Origin of the sequence: Pseudoclavibacter sp. RFBI5, assembly GCF_002931395.1 — a bacterium.
GTDB lineage: Bacteria > Actinomycetota > Actinomycetes > Actinomycetales > Microbacteriaceae > Pseudoclavibacter.
The window spans coordinates 952,247-971,579 of record NZ_PSYA01000010.1 but is presented as its reverse complement, the minus strand read 5'-3'; the positions used below and the strand labels follow the sequence as shown (position 1 = coordinate 971,579).

Here is a 19,333-nt window from a genome sequence, read left to right as displayed (position 1 = left end):
AGTCGCAGGGGCGGCGTGGCACGCCGGATCGTTGGTACGGTTGAGCGATGTCTTCGAAGAGCTCAGACGTCGGCGATGGCGCCGCCGACGATGTGAACGAGAGTGCTGCCAGCCCAGACGTACCGGAGGGCGACGCGAGTCGACCCCAGGCGATCATGGTCGAGGCGATCGTCGTCGACGACAGCGTGACCGCTTCATCGCTCGCAGAGGAGGAGGCCGCGGCGCAGGAGTCCGGCCTTCCCGCTGCCGTCAGGAACCCGGTGCTGGGTGCCGCGACGGCAGAGGGCCTCTCGACGATGACGCCCGTCACGCGTGTCACCGAGGCACCCGACCGTGAACTCGGCGACACCGTGCTGTCCGTCACCGGCCTCACGAAGCGCTTCGGTGCGGACGTCGCCGTCAACGACGTCACCTTCGAGGTCCGTCGTGGCTCCTTCACGGGCATCGTCGGACCGAACGGTGCCGGCAAGACGACGACCCTGTCGATGGCGACGGGGCTGCTCAAGCCGACGAGCGGCACCGTCGAGGTGCTCGGCCTCGACGTGTGGAAGAACCCGAAGGCCGCGCATCCCCACATCGGCATCCTCCCGGACCGGCTGCGTCTCTTCGACCAGCTCACGGGCGGACAGCTCCTCTACTACTCGGGACTCCTCCGCGGCCTCTCGCCCGCGGACTCGCGGTCGCGAACCGAGTCGCTCGTGCATGCCTTCGAGCTCGAGTCGGCCGCCAACCGCCTCGTCGTCGACTACTCGGCGGGCATGACGAAGAAGATCTCGCTCGCCGCCGCTCTCATCCACTCGCCGGAGCTGCTGGTGCTCGACGAGCCGTTCGACACGATCGACCCGGTGTCGGCGGGGCAGCTCATCGACATCCTGCTCGAGTACGTGCAGCGCGGGGGAACGGTGCTGCTCTCGAGCCACAGCATGGACCTCGTGCAGCGCGTCTGCGACCACGTCGCCGTGATCGTTCGTGGCGAGCTTCTCGCTTCCGGCACGGTGAGCGAAGTGCGCGGCAACATCACACTCGAAGAACGCTTCCGCGACCTCGTGCGCGGCACGCCACAGATGGAGGGGCTCGATTGGCTGGACATCTCCTTCAACTGAAGCTGCAGTCGATCCGCAACGGCGCTCGGCGCGACTCGCAGCATCGGGGGGCATGGATCGGCACGCTCCTGCTGTCGATCCTCGCCGCCGTCTTCGCCCTGTTCGCGGTCCTGTCGCTGCTCGACTCCGACATCGAGGCGAAACGCGAGGGGGCCATCATCGCTGGCTCGCTCGTGACCATCGCGACCGGGCTCGTGAGCGTGTTCGTGACGCCGATCGCCGCGATCGATCCGCGCTCGCTCGCCGTCATGGGCTTCTCGCCCCGGCGGTCGGCCTGGCTGGCGCTCGGCACGGCGTTTGTCAGCGTGCCGTCGTTCGCGATCACGATCGTCCTGCTGGCAGGGCTCCTGCTCTGGACCGGCGACTCGACAGGCCTGCTCGTCGCCATCGTCGGCGCCGCGCTGGTCCTCGCGACGCTCGTCGTGCTGTCGCGCCTCGCTGGCCTCGTCGGTGAGGACCTGCGGGCCAGGCGGCTCGTGAGCGACGCCCGCGCAGCGCTTGTCCTCGTGCTCCTGCTCCTCGCGTCGCCCATCGTGTTTGTCGCGGTGTCCGTCGACTGGCAGCTGGGTGAGCACGAAGCCGTCAGCGCCGCGCTCGAGGTGCTCTCGCTCTCTCCCATCGCGGCCCCGTGGGCGGCAGCGGCGAGTGCGACAGGCGGAGACCTGCAGCTCGCCTTCGGGCAGCTCGGCATCGGTGCGGTCACGCTCGTCGTGCTGCTCGTGCTCTGGCAGGTCGTCGCCGGCCGAGTCGCCTCCGCTGCGCTCGGCGGCGACGAGACCGAGCTCGTCGATCTCGGCGCGTTCGGCGCCTTCGGCCGCTCGCCTGCGCTTGTCGTGGCGGCGCGGACGGTCACGTACTGGATGCGCGACCCGCGGTACGTCGTCGTCAACGTGTCGATCATCCTCATCCCGCTGCTCGCCCTGATCCCGCTGGCGGTCGTCGGCGTCGAGCCGCGGTACCTGGCGCTGCTTCCCTTGCCGCTGCTGGCGTTCTTCATCGGGTGGACCCTCCACAACGACCTCGCCTTCGACGGCTCTGCGGTGTGGATGCACGTGACGAGCGGCATGTCCGGGCTCTCCGACCGCTTCGGTCGCGCCCTCCCGACGCTCGTCTTCGGCACGGTGGTCGTCGTTCTCGGCGCACTCGTGACCTGGCTCATCGTGGGCGAGTGGGGCACGATCCTCGCCCTCGTCGGCCTGTCGCTCGGCCTGCTCTTCGCGGCGACGGGCTTCTCGAGCATCGGCAGCGTGCTGCACCCGTATCCGGTGGCGCGACCGGGCGACTCGCCGTTCAGCCAGCCCGTGCGGTCTTGGGGATCCGGCGTGTTCTGGCACCCCACGACCGGCTTCATCGCGATCCTCCTCATGGGCCCTTCCGTCTACGCGGGCCTCGTCGCCCTCAACGGCGGCGAGTCCTGGTGGAACTTCGTCGCCCTCGGCTGGGGCGTCGTCGTGGGGCTCATCGTCCTCATCGTGGGTTTGAACGCGGGCGCCAGGCAGTTCGAGCGCCGCTCCAGCGAGATCATGGCGTTCGCGCAGAGCGCGTAGCCATCCGGTGGGGCCTGCGGTTTGCGTTCTAAGATGATCGGCATGACGTTCTCCAGCACCCCAACGGGCCCCGGCGGGCCAGACGAGACCGGCGGCGGCACGGCGATCCTCGATCGCGAGCTCGAGCAGCTCCTCAACGAGGAGCAGACCGACGACCCGGGCGACCACGACAAGTTCTCGCACTACGTGCGCAAGGAGAAGATCCTCGAGTCGGCGGTGACGGGCAAGCCGGTGCGCGCACTGTGCGGCAAGAAGTGGCTGCCGAACAGCAACCCCGACCGCTTCCCCGTCTGCCCGAACTGCAAGGCGGTGTACGACAAGATGAAGGGCTGAGCCGCGCATCCACCGGATGCACGAGGCTCACCCGCACGCGCGACGGCCGCGAACCCGAGATGGGTTCGCGGCCGTTGTGCTGTCCGGCGTCGAGGTGCCGGGTGGGGCTGTCAGACCCAGACGGTCTCGCGGCCGTCCTGCTCGACGAAGACCGTCGGGAGGGCGGCCTCGCCCGCGTGGAGGCGGAGCGCGCCGATCGGCAGCTCGTCGATTGCGGTGCGGTGGTGCTCTCGGGCGCTCTGCACGCCAGCCTGGCCCGTGTACTCCTCGTTGATGACACCGTCGACGACGAGGTCGACGAGCAGCGAGCGGTCGCTCTTGTCGGAGACGGGGGGAGCGCCGATGCCGACGACCTCGGCCTCGGCGATCCCGTGCTCGTCGCGGCGGCGGACGGGGAACTTCTCGCCGCCCACGCTGACCTTGCCCGTGGAACGCTTGGCGACCGACACCCACTCGCCGTCCTCGCCGCGGCGGGCGACGAGCTTGTAGACCATGCCGGAGGCGACGGAGCCCGAGCCAGTGACGACGCTCGTGCCGACGCCGAACGAGTCGACGGGGCTCGCACCGAGTCCCGCGATGGCGAACTCGTCGAGGTCGTTCGTGACCGTGATGCTGGTCGCGGTGTTGCCGAGCTCGTCGAGCTGCGCGCGCACCTCCGCGACGAGCGTCGGCAGGTCGCCGGAGTCGAGGCGCACGCCGCCCAGCTCTCGGCCGGCGACCTCGACCGCGAGGCGCACGCCCTCGCGAACGTCGTACGTGTCGACGAGCAGCGTCGTGCCGGCACCGAGGGTGGCGACCTGCGAGGCGAACGCCTCGCGCTCGGAGTCGTGCAGCAGGGTGAACGAGTGCGCGGCGGTTCCCATCGTCGGCACACCCCAGCTGCGTCCGGCCTCCAGGTTGCTCGTGGCCTTGAATCCGGCGATGTAGGCGGCGCGGGCCGCCGCGACCGCTGAGCGCTCACCGGTGCGGCGCGAGCCCATCTCGGCGAGCGGACGGCCTCGGGCGACGGAGACCATGCGCGCGGCGGCGGAGGCGACCGCGCAGTCGTAGTTGTAGATGCTCAGCAGGAGCGTCTCGAGGATGACGCCCTCGGCGAAGGTCGAGCGAACCTCGAGGATGGGGGAGCCGGGGAAGTAGATCTCGCCCTCGCGGTAGCCGCGGATGGTGCCAGAGAAGCGGTAGTCCGCGAGCCAGTCGAGGGTCTTGGGGGAGACGATCGAGTGCTCGCGGAGGTGCGCCAGCTCGGCGTCCCCGAAGCGGAAGTCGCGCAGCAGCTCGAGCGCGCGCCCGACCCCCGCCACGACTCCGTAGCGGCGCCCGCTCGGCAGGCGCCTCCCGAAGAGCTCGAAGACGCTGTCACGATCGGCGGTGCCGGCGTTGACCGCGGCATCGATCATCGTGAACTCGTACTGGTCGGTGAGGAAGCCGGTAGACGGCCGTTCGGAAGTCACCGCCCCAGCCTAGGCGCAGCCGCGGGGCGCGCAAGGGTGCTCTGCGTGCGCATCCGCCCCCGGCTGGTGCCTGGGAGTAGACTCGGCACTCATGAGCGAGGCACCGATCGGCGTATTTGACTCTGGTGTCGGTGGGCTGACGGTCGCGAGGGAGATCCGGGCGCAGCTGCCGGGGGAGTCGCTTCTCTACGTCGGAGACACCGAGCACACGCCGTATGGCCCGAAGCCGATCGCCGACGTCAGGCGTCTGTCGCTCGCGGTCCTCGACGAGCTCGTCGAGCAGGATGTCAAGATGCTGGTCATCGCCTGCAACACCGCGTCTGCCGCGGTGCTGCGGGATGCGCGTGAACGCTACGACGTGCCGGTCGTGGAGGTCATCGCGCCGGCCGTGCGCGCTGCCGTGAGCGCGACGCACAACAACCGCATCGGGGTGCTCTGCACCGAGGCGACCCTGTCGTCACGTGCGTACGACGACGCGTTCGCGGCGGCCCCCCACCTCGAGATCTTCTCGCAGGCCTGCCCGCTGTTCGTGGAGTACGTGGAGCGAGGCGACACGACGAGCCCAGAGCTGGTGCAGCACGCCGAGGAGTATCTGGCGCCCATCAAGGCGGCCGGCGTCGACACCGTCGTCCTCGGATGCACGCACTATCCGTTCCTGAAGGGCGTGCTCGGCTATGTGCTCGGCCCGGACGTCCGCCTCGTCTCGAGCGACGTGGAGACGGCGCAGGACGTGTACCGCGTGCTCGCCTCGAACGGCCTCCTCAACGCCAGCGGGCGAGCCCCGCAGTACTCCTACCGGGCGACGGGCGAGAACACGGAGGCGTTCGTGAACCTCGCCGGTCGCTTCCTCGGCCCCGACGTGCGCCACGTGGAGCGACTCATGACGGAGGCCATCAACCTGCCGCCGTCGATGCGCCGCTCCTGACGCGCCGCGCCCCGATTTCCAGCACCGCATCCGACCCCTTGGAGGGACCAATGACCGAAGCACGCGCAGACGGCCGCACCCACGACCAGCTTCGCCCCGTGACGATCGAGAAGGGCTGGAGCGAGCAGGCCGAGGGCTCTGCCCTCATCTCGTTCGGGAAGACGAAGGTGCTGTGCACCGCCTCGTTCACGCCCGGCGTGCCGCGCTGGCTCAAGGGGCAGGGCAAGGGCTGGGTCACGGCCGAGTACGCGATGCTCCCGCGCGCCACGAACGACCGCAACAGCCGTGAGTCCGTGAAGGGCAAGATCGGCGGGCGCACGCACGAGATCTCCCGCCTTGTCGGCCGCTCGCTGCGCGCCGCCGTCGACATGTCGGCGCTCGGCGAGAACACGATCGTCATCGACTGCGACGTGCTGCAGGCCGACGGCGGCACGCGCACCGCCGCGATCACGGGCGCCTACGTGGCGCTGGCCCAGTCGATCGAGTGGGCGAAGGCCAACAAGCACGTGCCGGCGAAGGCGAACGTGTTAACGCGCTCGGTTGCCGCGATCTCGGTGGGCATCGTCGACGGCGTTCCGCTGCTCGACCTGGCCTACGTCGAGGATGTCCGCGCCGGCACGGACATGAACGTCGTCGCGACGGGCGACGGCAAGCTCATTGAGGTGCAGGGCACCGCCGAGGGCGCGCCGTTCGACCGCGAGGAGCTCGACCGTCTCCTCGATATCGCCCTCGCGGGCACGGCGACGCTCACGGAGCTGCAGAACGAGGCGCTCAAGGCATGAGCGAGCCGGTCCGGGTTGTCCTCGCCTCCCACAACGCGCACAAGCTGATCGAGCTGCGACGCATCCTGGGCGCGCAGCTCGACGGCATCGAGCTCGTCGCCTACGACGGGCCCGAGCCGCGCGAGACCGGTCTCAGCTTCGAGAGCAACGCGCTCCTCAAGGCACGCGCCGCTGCAGAGCACACGGGGCTCCCGGCGCTGGCCGACGATTCGGGCATCTCGGTGGACGTGCTCGGCGGCTCGCCCGGCATCTTCTCCGCCCGCTGGTCGGGGCCCGCGAAGGACGCGAAGGAGAACCTCGAGCTGCTGCTGTGGCAGCTGAGCGACGTGTCGCATCCGAACCGCGCGGCGCAGTTCGTCGCGGCAGCGGCGCTGGTCGTGCCGGCGTCTGCCTCGGCGACGGGCGAGGAGCTGAGCGAGGCCGTGCTCGGCGTGTGGCCCGGCCGCATCCTCGAGCAGCGGAGCGGGGACCACGGGTTCGGCTATGACCCCATCTTCCAGCCCGACGGCGCCGAGGGCTCAGCCGCTGACCTCACGGACGCCGAGAAGGACGCCTCGAGCCACCGCCGCCGCGCGTTCGACGCGCTCGCGCCGAAGCTGCGCGCGGCCCTCGGCCTGTAGCCCCGCGAACAGCTTCGGGATGGGTTTCTCGCTTGCGGATGGAAAGCAACCCATCCGGAAGCGTGAAAGCCATCCCGAGGTTGAGTTTTTCGCGTCCCGGGTCCATCACGCGACCGCGTCCGCGTGCCGGAGCCGCACGTGCATCACGCGCTGAGCTCCCCGCCGACGGCCGTGGTCTTTCCGCCCAGCGAACAGCTTCGGGATGGGTTCCTCGCTTCCGGATGGAAAGCAACCCATCCGGAAGCGTGAAAGCCATCCCGAGGTTGAGTTTTTCGCGTCCCGGGTCCATCACGCGACCGCGTCCGCGTGCCGGAGTCGCACGTGCATCCGCGCTGAGCTCCCCGCCGATGGCCGTGGTCTTTCCGCCCAGCGAACGGCTTCGGGATGGGTTCCTCGCTTCCGGATGGAAAGCAACCCATCCGGAAGCGTGAAAGCCATCCCGGGGCTGAGGAGCGGGCGCGAGACTTCGCGTGCGGAGCCCCGAGCCGACCGCGTTAGAGGAGTGAGCTGGCCTCGGTGAGCACGCCGCGCAGTGTCTGCTCGATATCGTCGAATTCTGCCTGCCCGACGGTGAGGGGCGGGGCGAGCTGGATGACGGGGTCGCCTCGGTCGTCGGCACGGCAGTAGAGGCCCGCGTCGAAGAGTGCCTTGGAGAGGAAGCCGCGCAGGAGGCGCTCGGATTCCTCGTCGTTGAAGGTCTCTCGGGTGTCCTTGTCCTTGACGAGCTCGATGCCGAAGAAGTACCCGTCGCCGCGGACGTCGCCGACGATGGGGATGTCGAGGAGTTTCTCGAGAGCCGCGCGGAAGTGCGGCGAGTTCTCCTTGACGTTCTGCGTCAGGCGTTCTTCCTCGAAGATGTTCAGGTTCTCGAGGGCGACGGCTGCGGAGACGGGGTGGCCGCCGAAGGTGTAGCCGTGCGAGAACGACGTCTGGCCGTGCTTGAACGGCTCGTAGATGCGGTCGCTCACGATGGTGGCGCCGATCGGGGAGTAGCCGCTGGTCATGCCCTTGGCGCAGGTGATCATGTCGGGCTGGATGTCGTACGTGGTGGATGCGAACATGTCGCCGATGCGGCCGAATCCGGTGATCACCTCGTCGGCGACGAGCAGCACGTCGTACTTCGTGCAGATCTCGCGCACGCGCTGGAAGTAGCCGGGGGGAGGCGTGAAGCAGCCGCCGGAGTTCTGGACGGGCTCGAGGAACACCGCCGCGACGGTCTCTGGTCCTTCGAAGAGGATCATCTCCTCGATGCGGTTCGCGGCCCACTGGCCGAACTCGACGAGGTTGTCGCCGTGCTCGGGAGCGCGGTAGAAGTTCGTGTTCGGCACGCGGAAGCCGCCGGGGGTGAGCGGTTCGAACATCGCCTTCATCGCGGGGATGCCCGTGATGGCGAGGGCGCCCTGCGGCGTGCCGTGGTAGGCCACCGAGCGGGAGATGACCTTGTGCTTGGTGGGCTGTCCCTGCAGCTTCCAGTAGTACTTGGCGAGCTTGAAGGCGGTCTCGACGGCTTCGCCGCCGCCCGTGGAGAAGAACACGCGGTTGAGGTCGCCTGGCGCGTAGTCGGCGAGGCGGTCGGCGAGTTCGATGGCGTTCGGGTGGGCGTACGACCAGATGGGGAAGAACGCGAGCTCCGCGGCCTGCTTGGCGGCGGTCTCGGCGAGGCGCTGGCGGCCGTGGCCCGCGTTGACGACGAAGAGGCCGGAGAGGCCGTCGAAGTACTTGTTGCCCTTCGAATCCCAGATGTGGTGCCCGTCGCCCTTGACGATGATCGGCACCCCGGCGCCGTCTTCCATCACGGACTGGCGCGAGAAGTGCATCCAGAGGTGATCTTTGGCTTTCTGCTGCAGGTCTGCTTCGTTGAATTCGGTCATCGTCGATGCTCCTTCTCAGTGCTGATACTGGAACCGTACCCGTTGGTCGGGAGCGCCGGAACAGACAGACTGTCGAGTCGGAGGAGCTTCAAGCGCCTGAGTCGCGCTCGCACGCAGGCGGGCAGCTGAACGCAGGGAACCAAGAACAAGGACAGTGCGGAAGGCGGGACTTGAACCCGCACGCTCGAAAGCACAGGAACCTAAATCCTGCGTGTCTGCCAATTTCACCACTCCCGCAAGCACGAGCGAACCCGTGTGCTGAGGCCAGTCTATGGCGGTGCTCCAGCGCCGAGAAGCCGCGACGCGCAAGGCCTGTGGATAACTCCTGCGGCGTTTTCGAGTCTTGGGCATGCTGTCGCCGTGAGCATCGCGGTAAGCACTATCACTGACCGAATCCGTCGTCGTGTCCTGTTGGAGGGCATCGACCTCGGGGGCGATCGCGCGCGGGCCGCCGACATCGCGCGCGAGGAGGTGCGGGGGTACGCGGAGGAAGCGCTGGGCTCGTCGCTGCCGTTGGTCCACGATGAGGAGGCCACGACGCGTGAGGTGCTGGCCCGGGTGACCGGCTTCGGTGCGCTTCAGCCCTACCTCGATGATCCGGAGATCGAGGAGATCTGGATCAACGCACCCAGCCGGGTCTTCGTTGCTCGCGGCGGCGTGCCCGAGCTCACGTCCACGATTGTCCCGGAGACTGACCTGCGCGATCTCATCGAGCGGATGCTCCAGTCGAGCGGCAGGCGAGTCGACCTGTCCTCGCCGTTCGTGGATGCCTCGCTCCCGAACGGCGAGCGGCTGCACGTGGCCGTCCCCGAGGTGACCAGGCGCTACCCGTCCGTGAATATCCGCAAGTTCTCGCGCCGCATCCGAGACCTCTCCCACCTCGTCGAGCGGGAGGCGCTGACCGCGCAGGCGGCGGAGTTCTTGCAGCTCGCGGTCCTCGCTGGCTGCAACATCCTCGTCTCGGGCGCGACCCACACCGGCAAGACCACCATGATCAACGCGCTCCTCTCCTCGGTGCGCAGCGAAGAACGCATCGTCACCGTCGAGGAGACCTTCGAACTCGAGCTCGTCGCCCGCGACGTCGTCGCGCTGCAATGCCGACAGGCGAGCCTCGAGGGCACCGGTGAGATCACGTTGCGCCGCCTCATCAAGGAAGCCCTGCGCATGAGACCCGACTGGCTCGTGGTCGGCGAAGTGCGGGAAGCGGAGAGCCTCGACCTCCTGATCGCCCTCAACAGCGGAATGCCCGGAATCTCCAGCATCCACGCGAACACCGCGAGGGATGCGCTCGTCAAGCTCTCCACGTTGCCGCTCCTCGCGGGACGCAACATCGACAGCGCGTTCGTGGTGCCCACCGTTGCCAGCTGCATCGACCTCGTCGTGCACCTCGAGATGACCGCATCCGGAACACGACACGTGGGGGAGATCCTCGCCCCGACCGGAACGGTGACCGGTCAGGTCATCGAGGCGGCCACCCTCTTCAACCGTGGACGCGCGCAACTCGAATCGACCGGATCCCCTCCGCCGCGAACCGCGAAGTTCGAGGCGCACGGCTTGGATGCTGCGCGTGTCCTTCGGCGGTCCCTGTGACCGTTCTGCTGGCGCTGGTGATGGGGGCGGGAGTCTCCATCATCGTGAGCGCGAGGCTGTGGCCGCAGAGCAGCGAGCGACGCGACCGGCGCCTGTCCAAGGTTGCCGACTTCGAGGCAGATCTCAGGCGGGCCGGGTTCGAGCGGGTGCCCATCGGCGTGTTCGCGGGTGCTGCCTTCGCGCTCGGGCTCGCGTTGGGTGCCGTGGCGCTCGCTCTCACGGGGGTGGTCGCTGTCGCCCTCATCGCTCTCGTTGGTGGCTCGGCGGCTCCGGTCACGATCGTGCGGGTGCGGTCCGTGCAGCGGCGAAACCGGAACCGGCTCGTGTGGCCGGACGTGGTCGATCACCTGGTGGCGTCCATCCGTTCCGGGGTGGCCCTGCCCGAGGGGGTCGCGGGGCTGGCTGAATCGGGGCCGGTGGTGCTGCGGGAGGACTTCGCCGCCTATACCCGCCAGTACCGCCTGACGGGCAGCTTCCGGGTGGCTCTCGACGAGCTGAAGGAGCGGCTCGCCGACCCGACCGCAGACCGCATCCTCGAGACGCTTCGCATGTCCAGAGACGTCGGCGGATCGGAGCTCCCCACGGTGCTCAAGAGCCTCGGCAGCTACCTGCGAGAAGAGCAGGCCGTGCGCCACGAGGTCGAGGCCAAGCAGTCCTGGGTCATGAACGCCGCCAAGCTCGGCTCGGCCGCACCCTGGATCGTCCTGCTCATGCTGGGAACCAGGCCCGAGGCGGCGAGCGCCTTCAACAGCCTCGAGGGCGCGATCGTGATCCTCATCGGCCTGGGCGTGACCGTGGCCGCCTACCTGCTCATGCTCCGCATCGCGAAACTCAAAGACGACCGCAGGTGGTTCGCATGAACGAGACACTCGGCTGGGCCGTGCTCTGCGGGCTTGGCCTCGGAATCGGCCTCTGGACGTTGCTCGCCGCCGTCCCGCGCCTCTCCAAGCCGAACCTCGCGGAGCGTCTCGCCCCGCACCTCTTGGACATCTCGGCGGCGGCGCGAGCCGACGTGCAGAAGACCGCGAGCGACCCGCTCCCTATCCTCGGAACGCTCGCCGCCCCATTCGCCGCGAGAGGCAGAGCCCTCCTCGATGAAGTGCTCGGCGGCAGCGACCGCATCACCGCGCAGCTGCGCCAATCGGGCTCCACGACCAGGCTCGAACGGTTCCGAGCCGAACAGCTCACCTGGGGACTCGTTGCGGCTGGCCTGGGCCTGAGTGTCGGCCTCTTGCTCGGCGCGACCCGCGGAATCCCGGTCCTCGCCCAGATCCTCCTGCCTCTCCTCCTCGGCTGTGTCGGCATCTTCCTCCGCGACCGGGCCCTCGGCCGCGCCGCGCAGCGCCGTCACCGACGCATCGCCAGCGAGTTCCCCACCGTCGTCGAGTTCCTCTCCCTCAGCCTCTCGGCAGGTGAGGGCATCTTCGACAGCCTGAAGCGCGTCGCCAGCGTGAGCACCGGCGAGCTCGCGAAGGAGTTCGCGCGAGTCGTCCACCACGTCAACACCGGCGTCTCGCTGTCCGATGCGCTCCACGAGATGACCAGGGGCGTCCGCTACCTGCCGCTCGACCGCTGCGTCGAGCACATGATCTCCGCACTCGAACGTGGAGCGCCGCTCGTCGAAGTGCTCCGCGCGCAAGCGAGCGACGCACGGGAACTCGGCAAACGCGACCTCCTGGAATCCGCTGGCCGGAAGGAAGTGCAGATGCTCGTTCCGCTCATCTTCCTCATCCTCCCCACGACCATCCTGTTCGCCCTCTACCCCGCCGTCTTCGTGCTCCGCACGAGCTTCTGACCGACACCCGAAAGGCACACCATGCAGTTCCTGCACGCACTCCGAACCCGAGCCAGCTCCGAACGCGGAGACGTCCCCGGCTGGGTCCTCATCACGATCATGTCTGCGGGTTTGGTGATCCTCCTCTGGACCGTCGCCGGCGACCTCCTCGTCGACGTCTTCCAGAACGCCATCACCCGCGTCAGTGACTTCAACTAGCCGCCCCCACCCGCGCGGTGTGATGCGCGACGAGACCGGTTCGGCAGTCGCCGAATGGGTCATGGTGTCGGCGATGCTCCTCCTCCTCACGCTCACCGTCCTGCAGGTCGGCTTCGCCCTGCACGTTCGCACGACGCTCCTCGACGCCGCGGGGGAAGGCGCGAGGCACGCCGGGCTCTTCGGAGGCGGCCTCGAAGCGGGGGAGACCCGAGCGGCAGACCTCATCACGGTCGCCATCGGTGCCGGCTACGCCCAGGACGTGACGGCCACGGCAACCGAGACCGACGAATCACCGACCATCGCGGTCACCGTGCGCGCACCACTGCCGCTGATCGGCCTGATCGGCCTCCCCGACGCGCTGGAGGTGACCGGACATGCGCCGACCGAGACGCTCGAGACTGAGTGACGATCGGGGCTCAGCCTCCCTCGAATTCCTGACGCTCGGCACGTTGCTCATCGTGCCGCTCGCCTACCTCATGCTGACGCTGTCCTCGCTCCAGGGTGCGAGCATCGCCGCCGAGTCTGCGGCACGCAACGCGGCGAGACTGCTCGCAGCGGACCCCGCCGCAGCCGACACCCAGGCCCTTGCCCAGGCCACGATCGCACTTGCGACCGCCGACCACGGATTCGACGCGAAGCTCGTCGAGCAGACGGTGGAGTGCCACGGCCCGGACCCCAGCTGCACCGCCGCCGGCTCGGTGCTCACGGTCACCGTCACGATCGACGTGCCACTGCCGTTCGCATCCAGCCTCACCGACGCGGCGACGCCGATCTCGGTCCCCACGAGCGCAACCTCCTCGTTCGCCGTCACGCGCTTCGGCCTGTCCACGTGATCGGGATGCGCGCGCGAGCACGAGCGGGCCTGCGCTGGACGCGCGGGGAGCGCGGCAGCGTGCTCCCGCTCATCCTCGTCTTCCTCATGATCGGACTCACCGCCGCCTACGTGCTCGTCGCGGCCACCTCGCTGTCCATCGAGCGCAAGCGCCTCCTCACGATCGCCGACGCCGTCGCGCTCTCCGCATCCGAGAGCTTCTCCGCCGCCGACGTGGTCTTCAGCGACGGGGAACTCCAACCGGTCCTCAGCCAGACCCGCGTGGAAGACCGCGCCCTCGCGACCCTCGACGATCTCTCCGCGGCGCGCGCCGACAGCATCACGCTGGACTCCGCGACTGCACCCGACGGTGTCACCGCGCACGTCGTCATCACCGGCGCATGGTCGCCACCCCTCGCCCACGCGCTCCTCCCGACAGGAATTCGGATCACCGTCTCCAGCGACGCAAGAGTCGTGCTGAGCTGACACGATGCGCGCCGGACAGCACCGCCCAGCCCTGACGGCTAGTCTTGGGGGATCATGATCAACCTTGACCTCGCCTCGGAGATCACTGCCCTGCGCAGCACCTTCGGAGACATCAGCGCCGTGCTCAACCCCGACAAGCTCCGCGCGAAGGTGGTGGAGCTCGAGGCCGAAGCGTCCGTCCCCGACCTCTGGAACGACACGGACAACGCGCAGAAGGTCACCTCCGCCCTCAGCCACGCCCAGTCGGACCTCAAGCGTCTCGACGAGATCGAGCAGCGCCTCGATGACCTCGAAGTGCTCGCGCAGATGGCCGTCGAGATGGAAGACGAGGACACGGCCGAGGAAGCCCGAGCCGAGCTCAAGTCGATCACCAAGGTCATCGGCAACCTCGAGGTCCAGACCCTCCTCGACGGCGAGTTCGACCCCCGCCCGGCCGTCATCACCATCCGCGCCGGCGCCGGCGGCGTCGACGCCTCCGACTTCGCAGAGATGCTCCTTCGCATGTACCTCCGCTGGGCGGAGCAGCACAGCTACAAGGTCTCCGTCCTCGACACGAGCTACGCAGAGCAGGCGGGCATCAAGTCGGCCACCATCGAGATCGACAGCCCGTACGCCTTCGGCACGCTCTCGGTCGAAGCCGGCACGCATCGCCTCGTGCGCATGAGCCCCTTCAACTCCGCAGGCAGCAGAGAGACGAGCTTCGCCGCCGTCGAGGTGGTGCCGCTCATCGAGCAGACCGAGTCGATCGAAATCCCGGACAACGACATGCGCGTGGATGTGTTCCGCTCGTCCGGCCCCGGTGGCCAGTCCGTCAACACGACCGACTCCGCCGTCCGCATCACGCACCTGCCGACCGGCATCGTCGTGAGCTGCCAGAACGAGAAGAGCCAGATCCAGAACCGCGCCGCCGCGCTCCGCGTGCTCCAGTCGCGCCTCCTCCTGCTCCGCCGCGAGGAGGAGAACGCACAGAAGAAGGAGCTCGCCGGCAACATCACCGCGAGCTGGGGCGACCAGATGCGGTCATACGTCCTCGCCCCCTACAAGATGGTGAAGGACCTCCGCAGCCAGCACGAGACCGGCAACACCGACAAGGTCTTCGACGGCGACATCGACGCCTTCATCGCCGCCGGCATCCGCTGGCGCAAGCGCGGAGAGGCCGACGCCGCCTAGCTCGGGTCGCCGACCATCGCGTCTGACCACTTCTGCATGTCGCGCCGGGCTGACGCCAGTCCGGTGCCTACCCTGTTAGCGCCATGATCAGATTCGATAACGTCGCCAAGGTCTACCCTGGCACCGCCGCCCCCGCACTCGACGACATCACCTTCGAGGTGCTGCGCGGCGAGTTCGTGTTCCTCGTCGGCCCCTCGGGCTCCGGCAAGTCCAGCGTCCTCCGCCTCATCCTCCGAGAAGACGCACCCAGCCGAGGCCAGGTGCACGTGCTCGGCCAGGACCTGCGTCGCATCTCCAACCGCAAGGTGCCGTACTACCGGCGCAGCATCGGCATGGTGTTCCAGGACTTCCGCCTCCTCGCAGGGAAGACCGTCTTCGAGAACGTCGCCTACGCGCTCGAAGCGCTCGGCAAGTCGCGTGGGCACGTCGCGAAGGCGGTCCCCGACGTCCTCAAGACCGTCGGCCTCGGCGACAAGGCCAACCGGTTCCCGCACGAGCTCTCCGGCGGTGAACAGCAGCGAGTCGCGATCGCGCGCGCGGTCGTCAACAAGCCGGACATCCTCCTCGCGGACGAGCCGACCGGAAACCTCGACCCCGTCACGAGCCGCGGCATCATGCGCCTCCTCGCGCGCATCAACGCCAACGGCACGACCGTCGTCATGGCCACCCACGACGTGTCCATCGTCGACGAGGAACGCAGGCGCGTCATCGAGCTCGACGGCGGCATCATCATGCGCGACGAGTCAGACGGCGTCTATCAGCCCGGGATCGTCCCCCTCACCGAAGCCGAGACGGCAGCCGCCAACCAGCTGGAGCAGGACGACGAAGCCGCAGTCGAATCTCAGGCACCCACATCCATCGCCGACTCGATCGCCTCGCGCGTCGCCGGCCAACCGACCACGAAGAACACTGGAGACGTCAAATGATCGGCCGCGTATTCGCCGAGATGTGGCAGGGACTGCGCCGCAACTCGAGCATGGTCATCTCCGTCGTGCTCGTCACCTTCGTCTCCCTGACGTTCGTCGGCGCCGGAATCCTCATGCAGCAGCAGATCAGCAGCATGAAGTCGTTCTGGTACGACCGCGCCCAGGTCTCGGTCGACCTGTGCTCCTCCGTCTCGAGCGCCCCCAACTGCGCCGGTGGGCAGGCCAGCGAGTCGCAGCGCGAGGCCGTCGAAGCGGCCCTCCAGGGTGCCGTCCTCACGCCGTACATCAACGAGTACGTCTTCGAGGACCAGGACCAGGCCTACGCGAACTTCCAGCAGCAGTTCGCCGGCGACCCGATCGTCTCCTTCGTCGAGCCCGAGTACCTCTCCGAGAGCTTCCTCATCACGCTGACCGACCCCGACCAGGCGGACATCATCATCCAGCAGCTCGAGGGTTACGACGGAGTCGAAGCGGTCACCGACCAGCGGCAGTACCTCGAGAGCATCTTCGAGCTGCTCAACGTCGCGAGCCTCTCCGCCATCGGCATCGCCGTCGTCATGCTCGTCGCGGCCGCCCTGCTCATCGCAACCACGATCCGCCTCTCCGCCATCAGCCGCCGACGCGAGATCGGCATCATGCGTCTCGTCGGCGCCTCGAACCGCTACATCCAGGCGCCGTTCATCCTCGAGGGAATCGTGGCCGCCCTCATCGGCGCAGTCCTCGCGTCGGGGGCGACGCTCGCCATCGCCCACTTCTTCGTGCAGGGCTACCTTGGACGCCAGCTGCCCTTCGTCTCCCTCATCGGAGTCCCGGAGGCGCTGCTCGCGCTCCCCGTGCTGCTCGTGGTGAGCGTGCTGCTCGCCTGGGCATCGGCGCGCATCGCGATCAACAAGTACCTCAAGGTCTGACCCGCACGAAACCCGCAGAGTAGACCGATGGACAGCCCGTGTCGTAAGATAGCGGGCTGTCCATCGTCTGCCGTCGAGAGAGGAAGAGGCCATGCCAAAGGAGCAAGGGACAAAGCCTGTCGCGACGAACCGTCGAGCCAGGCACGACTATCTGATCGAGGACACCCTCGAAGCGGGCATCGTGCTCAACGGGACCGAGGTGAAGTCGCTGCGTCAGGGGCGCGCTTCCCTCGTCGATGGATACGCGTACATCGACCGCGGTGAGGCGTGGCTCGACGCCGTGCACATCCCCGAGTACCTCGAGGGCACCTGGAACAACCACGCCCCGCGCCGCAAGCGCAAGCTCCTGCTGCACAAGGAGCAGATCCGCAAGCTCGCGATGAAGACCAAGGAGGGCGGGTACACGCTCGTCCCGCTCACGCTGTACTTCCTGAACGGCCGGGCCAAGGTCGAACTCGCCGTCGCCAAGGGCAAGCGCGAGTTCGACAAGCGCCACGCCCTCCGCGAGCGTCAGGACAAGCGCGAGGCCGACAGGGCCGTAGCCTCCCGCAAGTACATGGGGGAGTGACCCCCGGCGGTCCTCGAACGACAAGCGGCAACAGCGATGCGGCCCCCGATCCACTGGATCGGGGGCCGCATCGCTGTCCGCGCTTCAGGAGGTCAGCGCACGCTCTCGACGAGCGTCGCGATCGAGCTCTCGTGCGCCGAGAGGAGCGTCTTCAGGCTGCGAGACTGCCAGCCCCGATCGCTCTGCCCGTTCGAGGAAGGGTCAGCACTCCACCATGCCGTCTGCACGGCCGCATCCGCCGCGTCGAACGAGTCGAACATCGCTGTGAACAGCGGTGCCGAGTTCGCGAAGGGCACTGCGCCGACGGTCAGGCTGAGCGTCTCCGAGCGGTACGAGTCGGAAGCCGCCTGCGCCGCATCCGCTGCCTTGCCGAATTCGGTGCTGTAGCTCGTGCACACGTCGCTGAGCTCGTCGAGGAAGCAGTCGGACGCGGCTAGGTCGGCGATCCCGCGGTAGAAGTCGACGTAGGTCGACTTGATGGAATCGGCGATCTTGGTGCCGATGTTCGGGTCGCTGTAGTCGGGGCAGCCCGTCGACACGTTGCACGGGTAGTACAGGTTGTTCCCGAGGTCGATGTTCTGGCCGTCCGGGATGGTGAAGACCGTGCTGGACAGTGCCGCGAGCTGCGTTCCGAACGTGTTGTAGATCGAGTTGTACTTCGGGAACGCCTCGCAGAACTGCTGCAGGGCGGCGACGTCGGCACTGGCCGTGTCGGCGAAGTTCGCGACGATGTCGCGTCGCTCACTCAGCCCATCGCTCTCGGTCTGCGCCTCCTTGTACGCCTCGGAGGCGTCTGCGCCCTCTTCAACCGTGAGCGCGGGCACGGTCGAGCTCGCGAGGTCGGTGATGGTCGTCTCGGCTGTCGCCACGTTTCCGCAGCGGGTCGAGAAGTCGGACATCTGCGCCGCGGACTGCGAGAAGAAGTCGGTGTTCTCGCCGAGCGATGCGGAGATCGTGACGTTCGAGGCGAGGTCGAGGTTCTCGGTCGTCCAGTCGGCGTAGTGCGCGTCGAGATCGGTCTGGAACGCCGCCGCCAGCTCGTCGCCGCGGTTCACGTTGTTGTTGTGGATGGTCACGGGGATCGCCACGGCCGCGCCCACGAGGACGACGACTCCGATGATCGCCGGAATGAGGATGGCTGGCTTCCGGAACCAGGGCTTCTTCCGCTGAGCGCCGTTGCCGAAGTCGTTCGGGCCACCGGGGCCGCCGCCCTGGAAGCCGCCGCCTCCGTTGTCGCCGAACGCCGGCGCGCCGACTGCCTGGCCGGGTGCTTGACCCGGCGCGTAGGGGGCTGGGGTCTGGTTGTCCGGCGTGCCGTTCCACGCGCCGGCCTGCTGCTGTGCGCCGTAGGCCGCGCCGAAGGCGGGCGCTGCCGCGGCCGACGCGGTGGAGCCGTAGGCCGGTGCCTCATTCCCGCCACCGTAGGCGGGCGGGAGGTTCTGGTCGCCGTACGCCGGGGCGTCGAAGCCGCCCTGACCCGGGCCCTGCCCCTGGCCGTCCTGGCCGGCGGGGGCGTTCCAGGCTGGTGTCTGCGTCGTCGGTGCGTCCTGCGCCTCTGGGGCAGACTGCCCCCAGGCGGGAGCTGACGCCTGCTGGTCCCACGCTGCGCCGGGAGCCGCTGCGCCCTGGTCGTTCCAAGCACCCTGGTCCTGGGCGGGGGACTGGTCCCAGCTCGGTGCGGCAGGCGCTCCTGAGTCCAGGATCTCCGTCTGGTTGCTGTCGCCGCGTCCGAGAACCGCCGTCTGGTTCCCCTCGCTGAAGCCGAGGACTTCGGTGCTGTTCTGCTCGGGCGGTGCCGTCTCTTCGTGCGAGGAGTCCGCGACGGGGGTCACGGGTGCAGACGGCACGTCCTGCTCGGGGGACTGCGACCAGGTGGGGGCCGCGGGGGCCTCGTACCCGGTCGCATCCGGGGCAGGCGTGTCGGGCTGCGGCTCCGAGGGACGGCCGAAGTGCGCGCCGAAACCTTCGTGCCCGGACGCCGCGTCGGTGTTCCCGGACTGCTCGGTCACCTCTGGCAGGTCCTGCTGCGGTGGTTCACCCGCATGCGTCTCCTGAGACTCGCCCCCAGACTCCGGGGCGTGTTCGTCGCCGTTCTCGGGCTTCTGCCAATTCGGGCGCCCGAATCCTTCAAAGTCATTGCCGCTCATGGGGTTCAGGTTACTGGTCCTCCCGGGAATCGCCTTCAGGCTTGCCCTGAGCAGCCGAGGGCGTAGATTTCTCGGCCGACTTGACGTATGTTTAGGAGCTGC

The 19,333-nt window shown here is 68.4% G+C and carries 20 protein-coding genes and 1 tRNA gene; 17 read left to right on the top strand and 4 right to left on the bottom strand.

Annotation, left to right across the window (positions count from 1 at the left end; all coding sequences use genetic code 11):
* Positions 1–47 precede the first annotated feature (47 nt).
* The 3 genes from C5E06_RS11465 to C5E06_RS11455 are packed head-to-tail and all read left to right on the top strand — an operon-like array spanning position 48 to position 2,983.
* Entirely contained in the window at positions 48–1,103 is a 1,056-nt protein-coding gene (locus C5E06_RS11465) for an ABC transporter ATP-binding protein (protein WP_308471423.1), read from the top strand.
* On the top strand, positions 1,079–2,650 hold the full coding sequence (locus tag C5E06_RS11460; protein ID WP_104306926.1) for a hypothetical protein: 1,572 nt from the start codon (positions 1,079–1,081) through the stop codon (positions 2,648–2,650). The genes C5E06_RS11465 and C5E06_RS11460 overlap by 25 nt, the downstream gene beginning before the upstream one ends.
* A 42-nt stretch (positions 2,651–2,692) precedes the next feature.
* Positions 2,693–2,983: a DUF3039 domain-containing protein gene (locus C5E06_RS11455; RefSeq protein WP_104242105.1), complete on the top strand. Its 291-nt coding sequence runs from the start codon at positions 2,693–2,695 to the stop codon at positions 2,981–2,983.
* Positions 2,984–3,093: 110 nt separating this feature from the next.
* Here the strand turns inward: C5E06_RS11455 and C5E06_RS11450 are convergent, their stop codons facing one another.
* Positions 3,094–4,434, bottom strand: a complete 1,341-nt coding sequence (locus C5E06_RS11450) for a nicotinate phosphoribosyltransferase (protein WP_104241554.1) — start codon at positions 4,432–4,434, stop codon at positions 3,094–3,096.
* Positions 4,435–4,525: 91 nt separating this feature from the next.
* Here C5E06_RS11450 and murI point away from each other — a divergent pair, with 91 nt between their 5' ends.
* The 3 genes from murI to rdgB are packed head-to-tail and all read left to right on the top strand — an operon-like array spanning position 4,526 to position 6,761.
* A complete protein-coding gene (gene murI / locus C5E06_RS11445; protein ID WP_104306925.1) occupies positions 4,526–5,359 on the top strand; it encodes a glutamate racemase in 834 nt (277 codons plus the stop codon).
* A 50-nt stretch (positions 5,360–5,409) separates the two neighbouring features.
* Positions 5,410–6,141 carry a ribonuclease PH gene (rph, locus tag C5E06_RS11440; protein WP_104241552.1) on the top strand — a complete coding sequence of 244 codons (732 nt, stop codon included), beginning with the start codon at positions 5,410–5,412 and terminating at the stop codon, positions 6,139–6,141.
* Positions 6,138–6,761 carry an RdgB/HAM1 family non-canonical purine NTP pyrophosphatase gene (rdgB, locus tag C5E06_RS11435; protein WP_104298586.1) on the top strand — a complete coding sequence of 208 codons (624 nt, stop codon included), beginning with the start codon at positions 6,138–6,140 and terminating at the stop codon, positions 6,759–6,761. The genes rph and rdgB overlap by 4 nt, the downstream gene beginning before the upstream one ends.
* Before the next feature lie 494 nt (positions 6,762–7,255).
* Here rdgB and C5E06_RS11430 read toward each other — a convergent pair whose 3' ends face one another.
* Positions 7,256–8,632 carry an aspartate aminotransferase family protein gene (locus tag C5E06_RS11430; RefSeq protein WP_104306924.1) on the bottom strand — a complete coding sequence of 459 codons (1,377 nt, stop codon included), beginning with the start codon at positions 8,630–8,632 and terminating at the stop codon, positions 7,256–7,258.
* A gap of 155 nt (positions 8,633–8,787) precedes the next feature.
* Positions 8,788–8,869, bottom strand: a tRNA-Leu gene (locus C5E06_RS11425).
* Between the two features lie 123 nt (positions 8,870–8,992).
* On the opposite strand from C5E06_RS11425, the gene C5E06_RS11420 reads away from it, so the two are divergent.
* The 11 genes from C5E06_RS11420 to smpB all read left to right on the top strand — a co-directional run bounded on the left by C5E06_RS11420 (position 8,993) and on the right by smpB (position 17,084).
* Positions 8,993–10,222 carry a CpaF family protein gene (locus tag C5E06_RS11420; RefSeq protein WP_104306923.1) on the top strand — a complete coding sequence of 410 codons (1,230 nt, stop codon included), beginning with the start codon at positions 8,993–8,995 and terminating at the stop codon, positions 10,220–10,222.
* Positions 10,219–11,082 carry a type II secretion system F family protein gene (locus C5E06_RS11415; protein ID WP_104306922.1) on the top strand — a complete coding sequence of 288 codons (864 nt, stop codon included), beginning with the start codon at positions 10,219–10,221 and terminating at the stop codon, positions 11,080–11,082. The genes C5E06_RS11420 and C5E06_RS11415 overlap by 4 nt, the downstream gene beginning before the upstream one ends.
* Entirely contained in the window at positions 11,079–12,017 is a 939-nt protein-coding gene (locus C5E06_RS11410; protein WP_104241546.1) for a type II secretion system F family protein, read from the top strand. Before C5E06_RS11415 ends, C5E06_RS11410 begins: the two co-directional genes overlap by 4 nt.
* 21 nt (positions 12,018–12,038) lie before the next feature.
* Positions 12,039–12,215: a hypothetical protein gene (locus tag C5E06_RS19330; RefSeq protein WP_181062958.1), complete on the top strand. Its 177-nt coding sequence runs from the start codon at positions 12,039–12,041 to the stop codon at positions 12,213–12,215.
* A gap of 22 nt (positions 12,216–12,237) precedes the next feature.
* Complete coding sequence (locus tag C5E06_RS11405) at positions 12,238–12,621, top strand: TadE/TadG family type IV pilus assembly protein (RefSeq protein WP_104306921.1); 384 nt, start codon at positions 12,238–12,240, stop codon at positions 12,619–12,621.
* A complete protein-coding gene (locus C5E06_RS11400) occupies positions 12,590–13,048 on the top strand; it encodes a hypothetical protein (protein ID WP_104306920.1) in 459 nt (152 codons plus the stop codon). The genes C5E06_RS11405 and C5E06_RS11400 overlap by 32 nt, the downstream gene beginning before the upstream one ends.
* 5 nt (positions 13,049–13,053) lie before the next feature.
* The gene (locus C5E06_RS11395) at positions 13,054–13,512 is read left to right on the top strand and encodes a hypothetical protein (RefSeq protein WP_104306919.1); all 459 of its coding nucleotides are present in this window, start codon (positions 13,054–13,056) and stop codon (positions 13,510–13,512) included.
* A gap of 54 nt (positions 13,513–13,566) precedes the next feature.
* Positions 13,567–14,682 carry a peptide chain release factor 2 gene (prfB, locus tag C5E06_RS11390; protein ID WP_104241542.1) on the top strand — a complete coding sequence of 372 codons (1,116 nt, stop codon included), beginning with the start codon at positions 13,567–13,569 and terminating at the stop codon, positions 14,680–14,682.
* Positions 14,683–14,765: 83 nt separating this feature from the next.
* A complete protein-coding gene (gene ftsE / locus C5E06_RS11385) occupies positions 14,766–15,608 on the top strand; it encodes a cell division ATP-binding protein FtsE (RefSeq protein ID WP_104241541.1) in 843 nt (280 codons plus the stop codon).
* Positions 15,605–16,516 (top strand): permease-like cell division protein FtsX, encoded by a 912-nt coding sequence (gene ftsX / locus C5E06_RS11380; RefSeq protein WP_104241540.1) that lies wholly within the window; start codon positions 15,605–15,607, stop codon positions 16,514–16,516. The genes ftsE and ftsX overlap by 4 nt, the downstream gene beginning before the upstream one ends.
* Before the next feature lie 91 nt (positions 16,517–16,607).
* The gene (gene smpB / locus C5E06_RS11375) at positions 16,608–17,084 is read left to right on the top strand and encodes an SsrA-binding protein SmpB (RefSeq protein ID WP_104241539.1); all 477 of its coding nucleotides are present in this window, start codon (positions 16,608–16,610) and stop codon (positions 17,082–17,084) included.
* Between the two features lie 92 nt (positions 17,085–17,176).
* On the opposite strand, the gene C5E06_RS11370 is transcribed toward smpB, so the two are convergent.
* Positions 17,177–19,231, bottom strand: coding sequence for a hypothetical protein (locus tag C5E06_RS11370; protein ID WP_146081372.1), 2,055 nt, complete (start codon positions 19,229–19,231; stop codon positions 17,177–17,179).
* Positions 19,232–19,333 lie beyond the last annotated feature (102 nt).